Genomic DNA, 19,517 nt, shown 5'->3' on the forward strand with positions numbered 1-19,517 from the left:
AGATGGAAAAAGCTATATTAAGTGGTGCCATGACAGCACTTATTACACCACTTAAAAATGGTGCTTTGGATGAAAATGGTTATGCAAGACTTATAAAAAGACAAATTGAAAATGGCATAAACGCAGTAGTTCCAGTTGGTACAACTGGGGAAAGTGCAACACTAACTCATGATGAACATAGAAGATGTATTGAAATAGCAGTTGATGTATGCAAAAATACAGGCGTTAAAGTTATAGCTGGTGCCGGAAGTAATGCAACCCATGAGGCGGTTGGACTTGCAAAATTTGCCAAAGAACATGGCGCGGATGCAATTTTATCAGTAGCGCCTTATTATAACAAACCAACCCAGGAAGGGCTTTATTTACATTACAAAGAGTTAGCAGCTTCAGTTGATTTGCCTGTTCTTTTATATAATGTCCCGGGCCGTTGTGGAGTTGAAATTTCTACAGATACTATTATTAGACTTTTTAATGATTGTCAAAACATAATTGGTGTAAAAGAAGCAAGTGGAAATATAGATAAATGTGTTGATTTATCGGCTCATGAACCAAGGCTTTGTGTAATAAGCGGTGAAGATGCTATAAATTATCCAATTTTAAGCAATGGCGGAAAAGGAGTTATATCAGTTACTTCTAACCTACTTCCTGATTACACTGCGAAATTAACTAAATTTGCACTAGATAATGAGTTTTTAAAAGCAAAAGCAATAAATGATGATTTGTATAATATAAATAAAGTTATGTTTTGCGAAAGCAACCCAATCCCTATAAAAGCAGCAATGTTTATAGCAGGATTAATTGATAGTTTAGAATACAGACTTCCTCTTTGCAAACCAAGTAAAGAGAATTTATTAAAAATAGAAAAAATAATGAAACAATATGATATAAAAGGATTTTAATGGATAATTTTTTTAAAAATAAAACGCTGGTTATAAGTGGTGGAACAAGAGGTATTGGAAGAGCAATAGTTGAAGAGTTTGCAAAAAATGGTGTAAATATAGCTTTTACATACAATTCAAATGAAGAACTTGCAAAAGAAATAGAAAAAGAATTAGCCGATAAATACGGTATAAAAGCTAAATCTTATCCTCTTAATATACTTGAACCTGAAACATATAAAGAACTATTTTTAGAAATAGACAAAGACTTTGATAGAGTTGATTTTTTCATATCAAATGCTATTATATCAGGTAGAGCCGTAGTTGGTGGATATACTAAATTTATGAGATTAAAACCTCGTGGAATTAATAATATATTTACAGCAACAGTAAATGCCTTTGTAGTTGGCGCTCAAGAAGCAGCAAAAAGAATGCAAAAAAATGGCGGAGGCTCAATTATCTCAATAAGTTCAACTGGAAATAGAGTATATATAGACAATTATTCAGGTCATGGAACATGTAAAGCAGCAGTTGAAGCTATGGTAAGATATGCAGCAACTGAACTTGGTGAATTTAATATAAGAGTAAATGCAGTAAGTGGTGGACCAATAGAAACTGATGCCTTAAGAGCTTTTGTAAACTATGAAGAAGTTAGAGATAAAACAGCTGAGCTTAGTCCTCTTGGCAGAATGGGTCAGCCAACTGATTTAGCAGGAGCATGTTTATTTATTTGTTCAGATAAGGCTAGCTGGGTTACAGGACATACTTTTATAGTTGATGGCGGAACAACATTTAAATAATGATAAATTTACCAAATGCTTTAGCTATTATTAGGATATTCTTATCATTTTTATTTTTCTTTTTACTTGTAAATTTAGGTGAAATTTGCCCAAATTTACATACTAGTTGGATAAATTATTTTGCAGTCGTTGTTTTTTTACTAGCATCAATTACTGATTTTTTTGATGGATATATAGCAAGAAGCTGGAATCAAATAACCAAATTTGGTGAAATAATAGATCCGTTAGCTGATAAAATGCTAACTCTTGCTGGATTTATAGGACTAATGTATTTAGGACGAGCAAACCCATGGGCAATTTATCTAATACTTATAAGAGAGTTTTTTATAACTGGATTTAGAGTTATAATGGCAAGCGATGGGATAAAAGTAAGTGCTGGAATGGCTGGAAAAGTTAAAACTGTTTTTCAAATGATAACAATTATATTTTTAACAATGCAATGGTTTGGTGGCACAATTTTACTTTGGATAAGTGTATTTTTAACGCTTTATTCAGGATTTTTATATATTTTTGGATATACAAAAGAAATAAAGCAAAGGAAAAAAAATAATGGATAAAAAAAACTTAAATTTAGCCATTGTTTTAGTAGTTTTAGCTATAGCATTATGGCATTGGGGACCACTTTTTTTTGTAACTATTTTAGTAATTTCATTTTTGATTTTCTTTCATGAACTTGGACATTTTTTGGCAGCAAAGCAAGTTGGGGTTTGCGTAAATGTTTTTAGCATCGGTTTTGGAGAAAAAATTTATACTAAAAAATTTGGCTCTACAACTTATGCGTTAAGTGCAATTCCACTTGGCGGATATGTCCAGCTAAAAGGACAAGATGACGCCAACCCAGCACTTAAAAACTATGATAAAGATAGTTATAACACTCTAAGCCCTTGGGGACGAATTTATATACTTCTTGCGGGACCATTTTTTAACCTTATTTTGGCATTTTTTATCTACATTGCGCTTGGATTTATCGGTGTTGAAAAACTAGCCCCTGTAGTTGGAAAGGTTATGGAAAACTCAGCTGCCAAAAGTGCAAATATAATGCCAAATGATAAAATTTTAAGCATTGATGGCAAGCCTATCAAAGAGTGGGATGATATCTCAAAACTAGTTACATTACAAACTATGAATATAGAGATTTTAAGAGATAAAAAAACTTTAAATTTAACTCTTACGCCAAAAACAGGAGATGCCAAAACTTTGTTTGGAGAAGATATTAAAAAGCCACTAATTGGAATAACTCCAAAAGGCGATTTTGTAAGAGTTTATCACAAAGGATTTAGCGCTATTCCATACGCTTTTAATGAAAGTCTTGAAGCCTCAAAACTCATCATAGTAAGCCTTCAAAAGCTAGTAAGTGGTGTTGTTTCAGTAAAAGAGATGGGCGGAATAGTCGCAATTACCGATATCACAACAAAAGCAGCAAGCATAAGTTTATCGGCGCTTTTGGTATTGACAGCGCTTATTTCAGTAAATTTAGGCATTTTAAACCTCTTTCCAATCCCTGTTCTTGATGGTGGGCATATAGTTTTTAACATTTATGAGATCATCTTTAAAAAGCCAGTTAGTGATAGAATTTTTGTAGGACTTAGCTATGTTGGAATGGCACTACTTTTCACGCTTATGGCATTTACTATCATAAATGATTTTTTAAGAATGTTTGGAGCATATAACTGATGAATTTAAACAAACTTTTAGATGAGATAAATGAGCTTTCAAATGGCAGAAAAGTTGAGCTTGTAGCAGTTAGCAAGTATGTTGGCCCAAAAGAGATTAAAGAGCTTTTTAACAAAGGTCAAATGAGCTTTGGAGAAAACAGAGTTCAAGATCTTGTTAAAAAAAGTGATGAGTTAAAAGAGCTAAATTTAAACTGGCATTTTATAGGCACTTTGCAGACAAATAAAATAAATGCCCTTTTAAAAATCCGCCCTACTTTGTGGCAAAGTTGCAACTCCCTAAAACTTGCACAGGCTGTAGATAAAAGGCTTGATTATAAGCTCGATACTTTGCTTGAGATAAATACAGCAGATGAAGATAGTAAAACTGGACTTGATCTAGCTCTAGCAATTGAGAGCTATTGCGCAATAAAAGAGAGTTGCAAGAACTTAAATTTAAAAGGCATAATGTGCATTGGTGCCCATAGCGATGATGAGTTAGAAGTTGCAAAAAGTTTTGAAAAGGCTTATGTAATTTACGAAAGCTTGCAAAATCAAGGCGCTAAAATTTGCTCTATGGGAATGAGCTCTGACTATAAAATGGCTATAAAATGTGGTTCAAATATGTTAAGAATTGGAAGCTTGTTGTTTAAGTAAATTTTATTTTATATAAAATAAACTCCAAATTTATTTTAAAAATGCTTAGCTTGACTAATTTTATATCTTTTATTATTTTATACCTTACCGTTAAAATTTAAAAAATAACCATTTTAAAAAGCTTGGTTATATATAACTTATTTAAGACTTTGAATTTGTAAATTTATTAATAAAGCGTATTGATGTATAGTATTTTATACTTATACGCCTTTTAAATTTTCTATACTTTTACTATATGGTCTTGTTGTTTTAAATTTTAATTTTCCTCATTTGTTGCTTTTAAATCTTTTCTGAAATATTTGTATTCACTTATTAAATTTAAAGGCACGGATAGCCAAATTGATAATGGTAAAAATATGGCGACAACAATGCCTAGCAATGCTATAAAAAACCCAAGTTCTTTTCCTTTAATAGCATAATTATCATACAACAAGCCAATGTATAAAACAGCCATAAAAATCGTTGAAAAATTTATATATAAAAATGACTTAAATAGCGGAATTTCATTTATTAACTTGTAAAATTTATCAACTGCTGAGATAGAACATAGATAAATAAATATACATGTTAAATAAATACTTAAAGATATATATAAATTATTTAATGTGTATAAATTTACAAGACAAATATAAATTGGTAATAAATTTAGCAACATACCAAATAAATACTTTTTTGACAACTTATAATCATAAAAATAAAATGCTTTTAAAACTAAAATTATAGAAAAAAATAAAATATATATTTTATAAAAAATAGCTTTCGTTAAAGCTTCAAATATGGCTGCTAATAAAATATCTACAATATCTATTTTATTAAAACTTTTAAGGGCTTCCGAACCACCAAAATACATAGCAAAAGTCATACCAACCAAAAAAATAATAACTTGAACTTTAACTAAAAAAATTCTTTTTTTAGTTAGCGATATTTGAGATTTTTCATTTAGCATCTTTTTCCTTTTTACACCACAAATTTATAACTTATAAAATTATAAATATTGTTTTTTTATAGTAGTTTTTTAGCAAACCCTGTTTTTTCTATAAAATTATCCATAAATCTAAATCTTCTATACATCAAACCAGCTATAAGACTTAGCACTTTTTTCACTCATTTCTCATCTTTTTTATATATATTACAAGGCAAAAATCCAATAAACAATCTATAACCTATATAAAAAATTAAAATAGCAATTAACCAAATTTCTCCACCAAAACTAATTGGCGATATATAATCTATTACCGTAACAATCAAAAATATATGTATAGGCAATAAATATAATACACACAAACTCAAAAATATTGCAATAAAATAATTTATGCCATAGTTTGTATTGCATTTATTGCAAACAAACCCCCAGCTTCCAAAAATATACTCTTTTATAGAATTACATTTTTTTATTTTATTTCCACAAACTTCACATTTTTTGTAAAGAAATCCCATTTGTTTTTTCCTAGCGACACAAATTTATAATTTTTTAAAATTATAAATCTTTTCATTTATTTATCTTTATTTTTAAATTTAAAATTTAAATGTAATGAAGAAATTATATAACTTTATTTCTTAAATTTGAATGTTTTTATTTTGACTTGTATCGTAAATTTCATTTATCAATACTATTTTAATTTAATAATTTATTTTTAAGAATTTGTGTATTAGTTTTAAATAGAAATTTAAAAACAAAATGGCAGCCAAAACTGCCATTTTTACTATTTTACATTTATTTTTATATTGTTCTCATCAGCATCTATTACTATCTCATCGCCACTTTTTATCTCATCTTTGAGTATCATCTCAGCTATCTCATCTTCAACCAACTCATACATTGCTCTTCTTAGAGGTCTTGCACCAAACTCAGCGTCATACCCAACACTTGCGATAAGTTTTTTGGCATTTTGAGTTAAGTTAGCTTTTATCTCTCTTTCTAATAGCTTGCTTTGTAGCGACTTAAACATAATATCTACAATTTTTACTAGATTTTCCTCTTTTAAAGGATTAAATACAATAATATCATCAAGTCTATTTAAAAACTCTGGCTTAAAATAGCTTTTCAAAGCAGCCTTAACAAGTTCATCTCTTTTTTCTTTATCGCCACTAAACTCCATAATTTCATTTGAGGCGATATTTGAAGTTAAGATTATAATTGTATTTTTAAAATCAACTGTAACGCCCTTATTATCAGTCGCTCTACCATCATCTAAGATTCCAAGCAAGATATTAAAAACATCTTTATGAGCCTTTTCTATTTCATCAAAAAGCAAAACCGAATAAGGCTTTCTTCTAACAGCCTCGCTAAGTTGTCCACCCTCATCATATCCAACATATCCAGGAGGTGCTCCAAGAAGTCTTGAGACACTATGACGCTCCATATATTCACTCATATCAAAGCGTATCATCGCCTTTTCATCATCAAACAAAAACTTAGCCAAAGCTTTTGCCGACTCAGTTTTTCCAACTCCAGTAGGTCCTAAAAACAAAAAGCTTCCAATCGGCCTATTGGCACTTGAAAGACCTGCTTTATTTCGCTTTATTGCTCTTGCTAATGCATGAAGTGCCTCATCTTGCCCTACAACACTCTCTTTTAAATGCTCTTCAATATTTAGGTATTTTTCTTTTTCACTAGTTAGCATTTTAGCAACACTAATACCTGTCCATTTACTTAAAATTCCAGCTACTAAATTCTCATCAACCTCATTCTTTAAAAGTGTCCCGTTTTCTTGCATTTTTACCCATTTTTCTTCAAGAGCTTTTATTTCATTTTCTTTAGCGGGAATTTTTCCATACTCTATCTCAGCAGCTTTGTTTAGATCTCCATTTCGCCTAGCCATCTCAGCTTCATTTTTTAAACTATCAACGCTTTTTTTAGCCTCACTTATAGAGCTAAATACCTTTTTTTCGTTTTCAAATTGTGAATTTAGCGCATTTTTCTTTTCATTTAAATTTGCTAGTTCTTTTTCTATTTCACCAAGCCTTGTTTCATTCTTTTCTTTATCTTCCATTTTTAAGGCTTCTTTTTCAACTTGCAAAGTTACAATTTCTCGCTTTATTTTTGCTAACTCAAAAGGCTCACTTTCTATTTGCATTTTAAGCTCAGCTGCTGCCTCATCAATCAAATCTATAGCTTTATCTGGCAAAAATCTACCTGAGATATAGCGATCACTTAACTTTGCAGCCGCAACTAATGCACTATCAGTTATGCTAACATTGTGATGAACTTCAAGACGCTCTTTGATGCCTCTTAAAATTTGCAAAGCTTCATTAACACTTGGCTCACCGACATTTACAGGCTGAAAACGGCGCTGCAATGCTGCATCTTTTTCAAAATATTTTCTATACTCTTTTAGTGTTGTTGCACCGATTGTGTGAAGCTCACCTCTTGCAAGAGCTGGTTTTAGTATATTTGCCGCATCCATACTTCCTTCACTTGCACCCGCTCCTACAATTGTGTGGATTTCATCTATAAATAAAATAACATTTTTTGCTTTTATAACTTCATCAATAACCGCTTTTAGTCTATCTTCAAACTCTCCACGATACTTTGCACCTGCAATTAATGCACTCATGTCAAGAGCAATTAATTTTTTGTTTGCAAGGCTTGTTGGAACATCATTTTTTACTATTTTTTGAGCTAGACTTTCAACAATTGCAGTTTTTCCAACACCTGGTTCACCAAGTAAAATAGGATTATTTTTAGTTTTTCTTATTAAAATTTGCATAACCCTTTGAAGTTCTTCATCTCGCCCAATAACAGGATCTAACTTGCCCTCTCTTGCCTTAGTTGTTAAATCGATACCGTATTTTGCCAAACTATCCATTGTCTCATCAGCAGTTTTTGAGTCGATCTTTTGCCCTGCTCTTAACTTTTCAAGCTCTTTTTTAAATTCATTTAAATCTACAAATTTACTTAAAATTTGTTTAATAGGATCATTTTCTAAATTTGCCAAAATCCAAGTATCAATAGCTATAAAACTATCTCCAAGTTTTGTCATTAGCCCTTTTGCGTTATCCAATGAATTTATCAAATCCAAACTAATTTTAATATTATCTCTATTTACATTTGAACTTGTAGGTAAAGTTGAAATACGAGACTTTATCTCTAAATTTAATGCTTCATTCGAAACGCCAAATTTATTTAAAATTTGATTTAATATCGAGCTTGTATCTGTACTCATAGCCCAAAGTATATGTAATGGCTTTACCTCGCTATTTTTTGAATGAAGTGCCAAAGAAAGTGAACTCTCAACTGTTTGCGTAAGTTGATCAGTTAAAATTTCAAATATATTATTCATCTTTTTTCCTTTTTATTTTTATAATAGTAGTATTATATAACTTTAGTCTTTAATTGTCAAGTTTCCTAAATGAAATTTTTAAATTTATACTTTTTTACAAAAATGTGAATTATTTATCTAAATTTTATTGATTTATGCTAAAATTCCCACATAAAATTATATTTGGAGAATGGATTGAAACAAAAAAATAAAATTTTAAGTTTTGGCATATTTTCTGCCATAGTCGCATCGTTTGTTATATCAACAAATTTAAATGCACAAACACCAAAAAAACCTGAAAAAGAAGAGACAAAGCTTGAGAGTTTAGCTAAATTTACAAGAGTTATTACAACTGTTGAGAGCAGTTATGCTGATGAACTTACTTTTTCAGAGATTATTAACAAAGCAATTTCTGGGCTTATGACAAATTTAGATGCACACTCTGGCTTTTTAGATGAAAAAGCATTTGAAGATACAAAGGTTCAAACTCAAGGAGAGTTTGGAGGACTTGGCATAACAGTTGGCATGAAAGATGGAGCTTTAACTGTAATATCACCTATTGAAGGAACTCCTGCTGATAAAGCTGGTGTAAAATCAAATGACGTTATATTAAGAATAGATGGAAATGCAACTTTGGGAATAACCTTAGAAGAAGCAGTTAGTAAAATGCGTGGAAAACCAAAAACTCCAATAACAATAACAATAGTAAGAAAAGGAGAGCCTCGTCCATTTGATATAAACATAATAAGAGATATTATAAAAGTTGATTCTGTTTATGCAAAAAATATAGAAGATGAAGATATTTTATACTTAAGAGTTACAAATTTTGATCAAAAAGTTACAAAAGAGTCAGCTAAATTTATAAAAGAATTTGCTAAAAATAATAAAGATGCAAAGGGTATAATCCTAGATCTTAGAAATAATCCAGGTGGACTTTTAGATCAAGCAATTGGACTTACAAATTTATTTGTTGATAAAGGCGTGATAGTATCTCAAAAAGGAAGAGATGCAAAAGAAAATCTTGAATATAGCGCAAAAAAAAATGAAAAAATTACTGACTTACCTCTTGTTGTTTTGGTAAATAGCGGAAGTGCTAGCGCAAGTGAAATCGTAAGTGGAGCTTTGCAAGATTTAAAAAGAGCAGTTGTAATAGGAGAAGAGACTTTTGGCAAAGGAAGTGTTCAAGTTATACTTCCATTAAATGAAAAAGAAGCTCTAAAAATGACAATTGCAAGATACTACCTACCAAGTGGACGAACTATACAAAATAAAGGCGTTACACCAGATCTTGAAGTGTTTTATGGAAAAGTTCCTAATGATGATAAAGCATTTAGCATAAAAGAAACTGATCTAAAACAACATCTTGAAAACGAACTTCAAAAAATTGATGATAACAAAACAGAAAGTAATAAAACTATAAATTTAGACCATAACAAAACAGATACTAAAGAAAAAGACAAAGAAAAAATAATAACAAAAAAAGATCTTTATGATGATATGCAACTTAAAACTGCTGTTGACACTATAAAGGTTTTAAATCTTACAAAGGATGGAAAATGACAAAAGACAAGCTAATCTATGAAGGAAAAGCTAAAAAGATGTGGAGTGTAAAAGAAGATGATGATCTTTTAATAGCTGAGTTTAAGGACTCTTTAACTGCATTTAATGGTGTTAAAAAAGCCGAAGAAAGTGGAAAAGGTGCATTAAACAATAAAATAAGCACTGAGATTTTTAAACTTTTGGAAAAACATGGTATCAAGACAGATTTGGTAAAAAAAATCGATGATATAAATCAAGTAGTTAGAAAATGTAAAATTATCCCTCTTGAAGTTGTCGTTAGAAATATTGCAACAGGAAGTCTTACAAAAAGACTTGGCATAAAAGATGGCACAATTCTTCCTTTTACATTAGTTGAGTTTTGTTATAAAAACGATGAACTAAACGATCCTATTTTAAATGATGAACACTGCTTGCTTTTAGACGCCGTTAAAACAAAAGATGAACTTGAAATTTTAAAAACAGAAGCTAAGAAAATAAATAAAATTTTAAAAGATTTTTTTGATAAAAAAGATTTAAAATTGGTTGATTTTAAAATCGAGTTTGGAAAGACAAAAGATGGCGAAATTATTCTAGCTGATGAGATAAGTCCTGATAGCTGCAGATTTTGGGATAAAAATACAAACGAAAAACTTGATAAAGATAGATTTAGACAAGATCTTGGCAATGTCAAAGTTGCTTATGAAGAAGTTTTAAGAAGAATTTTAGGGTAAAAGTATGAAAGTAATTGTAAATATAAAATTAAAAGATTTAGTTTTAGATCCTGCCGGTAAAGCCACGCAGGATGCTCTTTGCTCACTAGGTTTTAATGTTAAAAATGTAAGAATTGGTAAGCAAATTGTTTTTGATCTTGATAAAAAAAATGAAGATGATGCAAAAAAAGAAGTTACTAAAATGTGTGAAGAGCTTCTTGCAAATACAGTTATTGAAGATTATGAGATAGTTTTATGAAAGTAGTAATTATAAAATTTCCAGGAACTAACTGTGATGAAGATACAAAATATGCTTTTGATAAACTCGGCTTTAAGTGTGAGATAATAAATCATAAGCAAGACAAATTTTGTGCTGATTTGGTTGTACTGCCTGGTGGATTTAGCTATGGGGATTACTTAAGAACAGCTGCTATTTCTAAATTTAGTCCAGCTATGAGTGAGGTTTTAAACCATGCAAAAAAAGGTGGCTATATTTTAGGAATTTGCAATGGCTTTCAAATGCTTTTAGAGTTAAAACTTCTAGAAGGTGCGATGCTAAAAAATAAAAATTTAAATTTTATTTCTAAATTTCAAAATTTAAAAGTTATTTCAAACAATAATAAATTTCTTTCAAAGTGCAGTAAAGATGAGGTTTTAAATATACCAATAGCTCATGGCGAGGGAAATTATTATGCTGATGAAAAAACTATTAAAAGCTTAGAAGAAAATGATCAAATTATTTTAAAATATTGTGATGAACTTGGAAACATAACAAATGAATCAAACCCAAATGGTTCAGTTTTAAATATAGCAGGAATTTGTGATAAAGATAAAAAAATATTTGGTCTTATGCCACATCCAGAGCGTGCTTGTGAGGAAATTTTAGGTGGTAGTGATGGTGTTAAAATGCTAAAAGGCTTTCTTTGTTAAGAGTAGTTTTTTTACTCATTTTTGCTAGTTTTGTTTTTGCACAAGACATTGATATAGAGTTTTTGAAAAGTATAAAGCCAGTTTCTTCAAGCGAGTTGCTAGAAAAAAATTCAAACCAATCAGCAAAAACAACTGATGAAATTTTAAATAAAGATACTCTTACACTTGATGATTTAAAACAAATTGCACCAAACGAAGATGGTAATTTGGAGCTTGATAATTCATTGATTTATCAAGAAGTAAGAGTGACTGATTTTTTACTATCAACTAGAAATGTTCCTAAAAACGTTTATCAAAATCAAATTTTTAGCATAAATTTCAATGCAGATATTCAACAAAATATAAGTTTAGATCTGAATTTAACAGTTGATAAAACTCCAAATTTGGAGTGGTTAAATGAAGGAAAAATAAACTGGGATAAAGATATAAATGGCGTTTACTCAACTAAACTTTGGTTTGAAGCAAAAGAGAAAAATGCAAGCTTAAGTAAAATTTCAATCATAGCAAAAAGAAATGGAGAATTTTTTCAAAAAGCAAACATAAGTCCAAAACTTCCTAAAATTCTACCCATAGAAGAAAAGGATGGCTATGCTCATATCGTAGCTGATGAGTTAAAAGTATTAAACTACAAAACGGCAAAATTTGATGAAAATTCGAATATTATGACTATTGAACTATCTTCAAAAAATGCAAATTTAAAAAGCTTTTACGTAAATAATGAAAATATAATAAGACAAGGTATAAATTCCACAAAAGGTGGATATCAAAACCAAAAAGGCTTTTACTTTGTTGTTTTTAATAACAATATAAAGAAATTTGATTTTTCTTATTTTAATGCTAAAACGAAACAATTTGAAAGTTTTTCTTTAAATATTAAGCTTGAAGTCGATGACTTAAGCACCCAAACAGAACTAAATCCACAAAATGATCCATTTTATGCTTACAAAAAAACTGCTCTTTACGCGGGTGTTATATTGCTTTTATTTTTATATATTTTTAGTAAAAATACCACACCACTTATATTTGCATGTATTTTGATAGCATTTCATATATATAATAAAGATCCTCATAATGTCGGAATTGTAAGCAAAGATGCAAAAGTTAAAATTTTACCTATTGAAAAATCAACTATTTTTTATATACCTGATAGTGATGAAAAAGTTGAAATTTTTGATCAAAATAAAAATTACTATAAAGTTCTTTTTGAAAATGGAAAAATTGGCTGGGTAAATAGTCAATATTTAATTAAAAAATAATTTTAAATCTTAATACTCAGTAAGTTGATAGTAATAATATCAACTTACTTTATAAAAATATATTATTTCTTGCAATTTTAATCACTTTGTTGTATAATCTGCTAAAAATTCGAAATAAAAAAGGAATAATTATGGAACAAAAACATGAATTTCAAACTGAAGTTAGCGAACTTTTACATTTAATGATTCACTCACTTTACTCAAACAAAGAAATTTTTTTAAGAGAACTTATATCAAATGCAAGTGACGCGCTTGATAAGCTAAACTATCTATGTCTTACAGATGATAAATATAAAGCGCTTTCTTATACTCCAAAAATAAATATTGAGTTTAATAAAGATAAAAAAACTCTAATTATAAGTGATAACGGCATTGGAATGGATAAAGAAGATTTGATTAATAATCTTGGAACAATAGCAAGAAGTGGAACAAAAGGATTTTTATCAAATTTAAGTGGCGATATTAAAAAAGATTCAAATTTAATAGGACAATTTGGAGTTGGGTTTTACTCTGCTTTTATGGTTGCTGATAAAATAGAAGTAATGAGTAAAAAAGCTTTAAGCAATGATGCAAATATATGGAAAAGTGATGCTACAAATTTTAGTGTTGAGCCAGCAAAAATGGAAAACTTTGGAACAAAAATAACTCTTTATATGAAAAATGATGAATTTTTAGATGAGTATACGCTAGAAAATATTATTAAAAAATATTCGAATCACATTCCTTATCCTATTTTCATGGATAAAAGCGACTATATCCCACCAAAAGATGGAGAAAAAGAAGGTCACACAGAGATAAAAAATGTTCAAGTAAATAAAGCAAGTGCATTGTGGCAAATGCCAAAAAGTACATTAAAACCAACTGATTACAATGACTTCTATAAGCAAATTAGCCACGATAGTAAAGATCCACTTTTGTATATACATACAAAAGCTGAAGGAAAAATAGAATACTCAACACTTTTTTATATCCCTAGCATTGAGCCTTTTGATTTATATAGAGTTGATTATCAAAGTGGCGTGAAGCTTTATGTAAAAAGAGTTTTTATAACCGATGATGAAAAAGAGCTTTTACCATCATATTTAAGATTTGTAAGAGGCATAATCGATGTTGAAGATCTACCACTTAATGTAAGTAGAGAAATTTTACAAGAAAATATTATAATGCAAAGCGTAAAAGAGGCAAGTATTAAAAAAATTCTATCTGAGTTAAAAAATTTAAAGGAAAAAGATTTTGAAAAATACTTAAAATTCTATTCGCTTTTTGGAAAAGTTTTAAAAGAGGGGCTTTATGGTTTTACACCATATAAAGATGAAATTTTAGACTTAGCGCTATTTAAATCAAATAAAAAAGATGGTTTTATAAGCTTAAAAGAATATAAAGAAAATATGCAAAAAGATCAAAAAGAGATTTATTATATCACTGGAAAAAATGCAAATAATTTGAAAAATTCCCCTCTTCTTGAAAATTTTAATAAAAATAACATTGAGGTTTTAATCTGCGATGACGAGATAGATGCCATTATTATGCCTATGGTTTATGAATATGATAAAACTCCTATTAAGCCAGTAACAAGTGCTGAATTTAAAGAAGAGTTAAATCAAGATGACTTTAAAGAACTTACAGAAAAAATAAAAGAGGCCTTAAAAGATGAAGTAAAAGATGTAAGAGTAACTTCAAGACTTAATAAATCAGCTTCGTGTTTGGTTTATGATGAAAATGATCCAGACTTTGCAACACAACAAATTTTAAAACAAATGGGACAGGATAATCTACCAAAAATTCTACCAATTTTAGAAATAAACCCAAACCATGAAATCATAAAAAAACTAAAAGATAATAATATGGTATTAAACGATGTAGCAAAAGTTCTTTTAGGAGTTGCGAAAATTCAAGAGGGCATCACAATAGAAAACACAGATGAATTTACTAGCATTCTAACTAGTTTTATACAAAAAGCAATTTAAAAAGCAAAAGAGTAGATTTTTCTACTCTTTTATAAATTTGTAATTATATTCTTTAGCTAATCTCTCAACGCCACCTTTTAAATTTACTACATCTTTATAACCATTTTTATCAAGTAGTTTTGCAGCCGCGCTAGATCTTGCACCACTTTTGCAAATAACAGCTATCTTTTTATTTTTATCAACATTTAAAGCTTCTAGCTCATTTAAAAAATCAGCATTATAACCATTTTCAGTTGTTATAGGAACATTTAAAGAGTCAGCTATATGAAAGCTTTTAAACTCTTCTTTTGTTCTTACATCAATAAGTAAAACATCATTTAATGCTTCAGGCGTAGCCAAAATATTTGAAATTTTGCCAAAAAGCACACAACTACTAAAACATAAAATAAAAATTATTTTTTTTCAAATTCTATCCTTTTTATAAAGTTGATATATTATACAAAATTATTATAAATAATATTATTGCATTTCTTTTTTATAACAAATATATAAATTTTTTATAATTAAAAAAAACTTATCTTATAATATAATTTAATTAATGTTTTTTAGATTCGTTTAAAACTTATTGTGATATAATTACTCAAAATCTTTAAATAAAGGAGAAAAGATGGCAACAAGAAAAGAACACGATTTTATCGGTGAGTTAGAGATTAGCGATGACGTTTATTATGGCGTTCAAACTTTTAGAGCAGTCGAAAATTTTAAAATGACTGGAAGACAGATAAAAGACTATCCATTCTTTGTAAAAGCTTTTGCGCAAATTAAAAAGGCAGCAGCACTAGCAAATAAAGAAGTTGGTGTTTTATGCCCAGAAAGAGCTGATGCTATCGCAAAAGCAGCTGATGAAATCATAGCTGGAAAATATCACGATCAATTTGTTGTAGATATGATCCAAGGTGGTGCAGGAACTTCAACAAATATGAATACAAATGAAGTTATAACAAATGTTGCATTAGAAATTTTAGGCCATAAAAAAGGCGAATATAAATATCTTCACGCAAACGACCACACAAATTTGGGTCAAAGCACAAATGATACATATCCAAGCTCAATCAAAGTTGCAACTTATGCAAAACTTACAGACCTATTAAAGGCAATGGAGCTTTTAAAATCGGAGCTTGAGAAAAAAGGCGAAGAGTTTAAAGATATGATTAAAATGGGTAGAACAGAGCTTGAAGATGCTGTTCCTACAACACTTGGAAATACTTTCAATGCCTTTGCAAGCTATATCAAAGCTGATATTGAAAACATTAAAAAAGCAAGAGAATTAATGAGCTTTTTAAATATGGGAGCAACAGCAATTGGAACAGGAATTAACTGCCACCCAGATTACAAATGTGCAGTTCATAAACACCTTAGTGAAATAACAGGTACAGAATTTAAACCAGCTGAAAATTTCATAGCTGCTACACAAGATACAGCAGACTTTGTTCAAGTTAGCGGAAGCTTAAAAACAGCTGCAGTTAGACTAAGCAAGATTGCCAATGACTTAAGGCTTATGAACTCAGGCCCAAGATGTGGTTTAGCTGAAATCGAACTACCTAAAATGCAACCAGGAAGCTCAATTATGCCAGGAAAGGTAAATCCTGTTATTGCTGAAGTTGTAGGCGAGGCTTGCTATGAAGTTATAGGAAACGATGTAACTATTATGCTTTGCTCAGAAAGAGGAGAGTTTGAGCTTAATGCATTTGAGCCAGGAATTGCTTATGCACTATTTAATTCACTTGTAATCCTTGAAAATGCATACATAACTCTAGCAGAAAAAGCTATTAAAAATGTTCAAGCTAAACCTGAGAATTGCTTAAATTTGGTTCTTAACTCAGTTGGTATAGTAACTGCATTTAATCCAGTAATTGGTTACGAAAACTCAGCTTCAATTGCAAAAGAAGCACTTAATAATGGAAAATCAGTTGGTGATATCGCAATAGAAAGAGGACTTTTAACAAAAGAAGAAGTTGATAAACTTCTAGATCCAAAAAGTATGTTAAATCCTCATATGTCACATACTGGCAAAGATAAATAAATAGTCGGCACAAGGAAAATTTCCTTGTGCTTTTTCAAAAGCAAAATTTAAAAAGGGGTTTTTATGGACTTCATGCTTATTTTAGAAATAATCGTTTTACTTGGAGCGATTTTTATAGGTGTCAAGTTAGGTGGCATCGGCATAGGCTATGCAGGTGGTCTTGGTGTTGTAATTTTGACAATGCTTGGTTTAAAAGCTGGAAACATTCCTTGGGATGTTATCTTAATTATTGCTTCTGTTATTTCAGCAATAGGTGCGATGCAAGTTGCAGGTGGACTTGATTATTTGGTTCAAATTGCCGAGAGGATTCTTCGCAAAAATCCAAAATATATCAACTTTTTAGCTCCAACAGTAACATATCTTTTGACTATCTTTGCAGGTACAGGTCACACAGCGTTTTCAATGATTCCTGTTATTTCAGAGGTTGCAAAGGGACAAAACATCAAGCCTTCAGTTCCATTATCAATCGCTGTTGTTTCATCTCAAATAGCAATTACAGCAAGCCCTGTATCAGCTGCAGTTATCTTTATGGCTGGCAATATGGCACTTGGCGGACTTGGAATTTCTTATCCAATACTTCTAGCTATCTGGATTCCAACAACATTTGCAGGTTGTATGGTAACAGCTTTAATTATGAATTTACTTTGGAAACAAGACCTAGATAAAGATCCAGTTTATCAAGAGAGACTTAAAGAAGGTTTAGTTGCAGCTCCACAAAAAGAGGGTAACTATAAAGAGCTTCCAAAAGGTGCTAAAACTTCAGTTTTGATATTTTTCATTGGAATTATAGCCGTAGTATTTTATGCAACAGCTATAAGCAAAAATGTAGCAATAATAAAACCAAGCTATGTAACAGGATATGAAAAGGTATATCAAAGCAAAGATACAGCTAAATTTGATGAAATAGTAGCGGCAAATCCTAACATAAAAATATCGACAGATAAAAATACAGGCATAAAATATGTAGAAGATAAAAGCAAACCGGTAAAATCTCTTACCCTAGCAAGAGATGGCGCTATTATGAGCTTTATGCTAATTATCGGTGCATTGATAGTTATGATTTGTAAAATTGATGTTAATAAAATTCCTGTTCAAAGTACATTTAGAAGTGGTATGACAGCGTGCATATGCGTTTTGGGTGTCGCTTGGCTTGGAGATACATTTGTATCAAATCACACTGAAGAGATTAAGGGCTTGGCAGGAAACCTGGTAAAAGAATATCCTGTTTTATTGTCAGTTGCACTCTTTCTTGCAAGTATGCTTCTTTACTCACAAGCTGCAACTGCAAAAGCATTGATTCCTACTGTTATAGCTGCTCTTGGACTAAGTGCAACAAACAATGGAGATGTTTATATCCTAGTTGCTTCATTTGCTGCTGTTTCAGCACTATTTGTTCTGCCAACCTACCCTACACTTCTAGGTGCAGTTCAAATGGACGATACAGGAACAACAAGAATTGGAAAATATGTATTTAACCATGCATTCTTCTTACCTGGTGTTTTGGCTATAGCTTTCTCAGTAGGCTTTGGCTTTATTTTAGCACCAATTCTACTTTAAAACTATTAGTTGGGGTAATCCCAACTAATTTTTATATAACTTATTTAACTTGACTTACGATAATTCTTATTAATACACTAACATTGATTTTTGACACTTGATATGTTTTACTAGTTTTAAATCTAACGGGTATCTTTTTACTGATTTTTTTACAATAAATAACAATGTTGGTTATAAAAAAACTAGCATTTAATTACTTAGTTCATATTTTTCAATGTTTAATTACATTATATAATTTTTTACAATTTAACAGTGTTTAACTCTACACTATAGTATTCCAATATTTTAAAACATAAATTTTTTAGTTATAAAAAAACTATGTTTTGATATTAAATTATATATTTTTTACACTATTAATCATAAAAAGCTTTAAAATATTTGAAATCTTTTTAAAATTTGGATAATGAAATTTCTAAATGATACATACTTGTTTTTATCGGCAAAATACAACTCAAAACTCTTTTTTAGAGTTTTGAGTTGTATTAAATTCAATATATATTATTAATAATAGTCTTTATTTTTAAGAATTTGCAAATTTAATTACCTCTTTTGCAAGCTCTTCAGTAGCATCTACAAATTTAAATTCTTTTGGCACAAATGGCAAAAATAATGGTATTTCAGTGCAAGCTGCTATAAATATATCCGCATCAATCTTCGACATAGTTTCATTGAAGAAATCTTTACATTCAACTATTTTTCCAGCTTTTACGCCCTCATAAATGCATTTCATAATGTCATTTTCTATCTCTTTGCTAAACTCAACACTTTTAAAACCATATTTTTCTAAATTTTTATCATAAATTTTACTTTTTCTTGTAGTTATTGTTCCTACAACAGCCACTTTTTTAGCATTTTTGTAATTTGTACTTATATTTTCAACAGTTATATTTGGCATATCTAAAAATTTCATTTTTGTTTCAGTTATAAGTTTTGGTGCAAAATAATGAGCCGTATTACACGCCATGCAAAATGCATCACAACCTGAGTTTTCAAGTCTTTTAACACTATCGAGCAAATAAGGAAATGGATCTTTTCCATCTCCATAAATATAACTTGTTCTATCAGGAATTTTTGCATTATTATCAATTGTCAATAAAATATGATCTTGGTCGCATTTTGCAGGAGTTAATTTAACTATTTTCATATAAAGATCTGCACTTGCCATAGATCCCATTCCACCAATTATCCCAACTCTTTTCATAAATTTTTTCCTTTTAATTTTTGTGAGCTAAAATTATACTATCAAAATACTTAAAAACATAAAAAACTAACTAAATTTATAAATT

At 29.7% G+C, this 19,517-nt stretch carries 18 protein-coding genes; 13 read left to right on the forward strand and 5 right to left on the reverse strand.

The features are described from left to right. Positions 1–2: 2 nt before the first annotated feature. From dapA to CURT_RS05210, 5 genes are read left to right on the forward strand one after another with little or no spacing between them, the layout of a single operon-like run. Positions 3–899, forward strand: a complete 897-nt coding sequence (gene dapA, locus CURT_RS05190) for a 4-hydroxy-tetrahydrodipicolinate synthase (protein ID WP_018713184.1) — start codon at positions 3–5, stop codon at positions 897–899. Beyond that, entirely contained in the window at positions 899–1,678 is a 780-nt protein-coding gene (locus CURT_RS05195; RefSeq protein ID WP_018713185.1) for an enoyl-ACP reductase, read from the forward strand. The genes dapA and CURT_RS05195 overlap by 1 nt, the downstream gene beginning before the upstream one ends. Beyond that, positions 1,678–2,235 carry a CDP-diacylglycerol--glycerol-3-phosphate 3-phosphatidyltransferase gene (gene pgsA, locus CURT_RS05200; protein WP_018713186.1) on the forward strand — a complete coding sequence of 186 codons (558 nt, stop codon included), beginning with the start codon at positions 1,678–1,680 and terminating at the stop codon, positions 2,233–2,235. Before CURT_RS05195 ends, pgsA begins: the two co-directional genes overlap by 1 nt. Continuing rightward, entirely contained in the window at positions 2,228–3,352 is a 1,125-nt protein-coding gene (gene rseP / locus CURT_RS05205) for an RIP metalloprotease RseP (RefSeq protein WP_018713187.1), read from the forward strand. The genes pgsA and rseP overlap by 8 nt, the downstream gene beginning before the upstream one ends. Continuing rightward, positions 3,352–3,987, forward strand: coding sequence for a YggS family pyridoxal phosphate-dependent enzyme (locus CURT_RS05210; RefSeq protein ID WP_018713188.1), 636 nt, complete (start codon positions 3,352–3,354; stop codon positions 3,985–3,987). Before rseP ends, CURT_RS05210 begins: the two co-directional genes overlap by 1 nt. Before the next feature lie 256 nt (positions 3,988–4,243). Here the strand turns inward: CURT_RS05210 and CURT_RS05215 are convergent, their stop codons facing one another. The 3 genes from CURT_RS05215 to CURT_RS05225 form a co-directional block, all read right to left on the reverse strand. Beyond that, positions 4,244–4,933, reverse strand: coding sequence for a hypothetical protein (locus CURT_RS05215; protein ID WP_018713189.1), 690 nt, complete (start codon positions 4,931–4,933; stop codon positions 4,244–4,246). A 158-nt stretch (positions 4,934–5,091) separates the two neighbouring features. After that, the gene (locus tag CURT_RS05220; RefSeq protein WP_176324083.1) at positions 5,092–5,424 is read right to left on the reverse strand and encodes a hypothetical protein; all 333 of its coding nucleotides are present in this window, start codon (positions 5,422–5,424) and stop codon (positions 5,092–5,094) included. Between the two features lie 266 nt (positions 5,425–5,690). Continuing rightward, a complete protein-coding gene (locus CURT_RS05225; protein ID WP_018713190.1) occupies positions 5,691–8,270 on the reverse strand; it encodes an ATP-dependent Clp protease ATP-binding subunit in 2,580 nt (859 codons plus the stop codon). A 174-nt stretch (positions 8,271–8,444) separates the two neighbouring features. Here CURT_RS05225 and CURT_RS05230 point away from each other — a divergent pair, with 174 nt between their 5' ends. From CURT_RS05230 to htpG, 6 genes are all read left to right on the forward strand, one after another. Beyond that, complete coding sequence (locus tag CURT_RS05230; protein WP_018713191.1) at positions 8,445–9,809, forward strand: S41 family peptidase; 1,365 nt, start codon at positions 8,445–8,447, stop codon at positions 9,807–9,809. Next, a complete protein-coding gene (gene purC, locus CURT_RS05235) occupies positions 9,806–10,519 on the forward strand; it encodes a phosphoribosylaminoimidazolesuccinocarboxamide synthase (RefSeq protein ID WP_018713192.1) in 714 nt (237 codons plus the stop codon). Before CURT_RS05230 ends, purC begins: the two co-directional genes overlap by 4 nt. Before the next feature lie 4 nt (positions 10,520–10,523). Beyond that, the gene (purS, locus tag CURT_RS05240; RefSeq protein WP_018713193.1) at positions 10,524–10,757 is read left to right on the forward strand and encodes a phosphoribosylformylglycinamidine synthase subunit PurS; all 234 of its coding nucleotides are present in this window, start codon (positions 10,524–10,526) and stop codon (positions 10,755–10,757) included. Continuing rightward, a complete protein-coding gene (purQ, locus tag CURT_RS05245) occupies positions 10,754–11,428 on the forward strand; it encodes a phosphoribosylformylglycinamidine synthase I (RefSeq protein WP_018713194.1) in 675 nt (224 codons plus the stop codon). Before purS ends, purQ begins: the two co-directional genes overlap by 4 nt. After that, a complete protein-coding gene (locus CURT_RS05250) occupies positions 11,422–12,684 on the forward strand; it encodes an SH3 domain-containing protein (protein WP_018713195.1) in 1,263 nt (420 codons plus the stop codon). The genes purQ and CURT_RS05250 overlap by 7 nt, the downstream gene beginning before the upstream one ends. 131 nt (positions 12,685–12,815) lie before the next feature. Further along, positions 12,816–14,651 carry a molecular chaperone HtpG gene (gene htpG, locus CURT_RS05255; protein ID WP_018713196.1) on the forward strand — a complete coding sequence of 612 codons (1,836 nt, stop codon included), beginning with the start codon at positions 12,816–12,818 and terminating at the stop codon, positions 14,649–14,651. A 21-nt stretch (positions 14,652–14,672) separates the two neighbouring features. Here the strand turns inward: htpG and CURT_RS05260 are convergent, their stop codons facing one another. Next, positions 14,673–15,017, reverse strand: a complete 345-nt coding sequence (locus CURT_RS05260) for a rhodanese-like domain-containing protein (protein WP_018713197.1) — start codon at positions 15,015–15,017, stop codon at positions 14,673–14,675. 241 nt (positions 15,018–15,258) lie between these two features. Between CURT_RS05260 and CURT_RS05265 the strand changes: the two genes are divergently transcribed. After that, a complete protein-coding gene (locus CURT_RS05265) occupies positions 15,259–16,674 on the forward strand; it encodes an aspartate ammonia-lyase (RefSeq protein WP_018713198.1) in 1,416 nt (471 codons plus the stop codon). A gap of 63 nt (positions 16,675–16,737) precedes the next feature. Then, positions 16,738–18,231, forward strand: coding sequence for an anaerobic C4-dicarboxylate transporter (locus CURT_RS05270; protein ID WP_018713199.1), 1,494 nt, complete (start codon positions 16,738–16,740; stop codon positions 18,229–18,231). Positions 18,232–18,751: 520 nt separating this feature from the next. Here CURT_RS05270 and cuyB read toward each other — a convergent pair. Then, entirely contained in the window at positions 18,752–19,432 is a 681-nt protein-coding gene (gene cuyB, locus CURT_RS05275; RefSeq protein WP_018713200.1) for a cysteate racemase, read from the reverse strand. Positions 19,433–19,517 lie beyond the last annotated feature (85 nt).

This window comes from Campylobacter ureolyticus (assembly GCF_013372225.1).
GTDB classification, from domain to species: domain Bacteria; phylum Campylobacterota; class Campylobacteria; order Campylobacterales; family Campylobacteraceae; genus Campylobacter_B; species Campylobacter_B ureolyticus.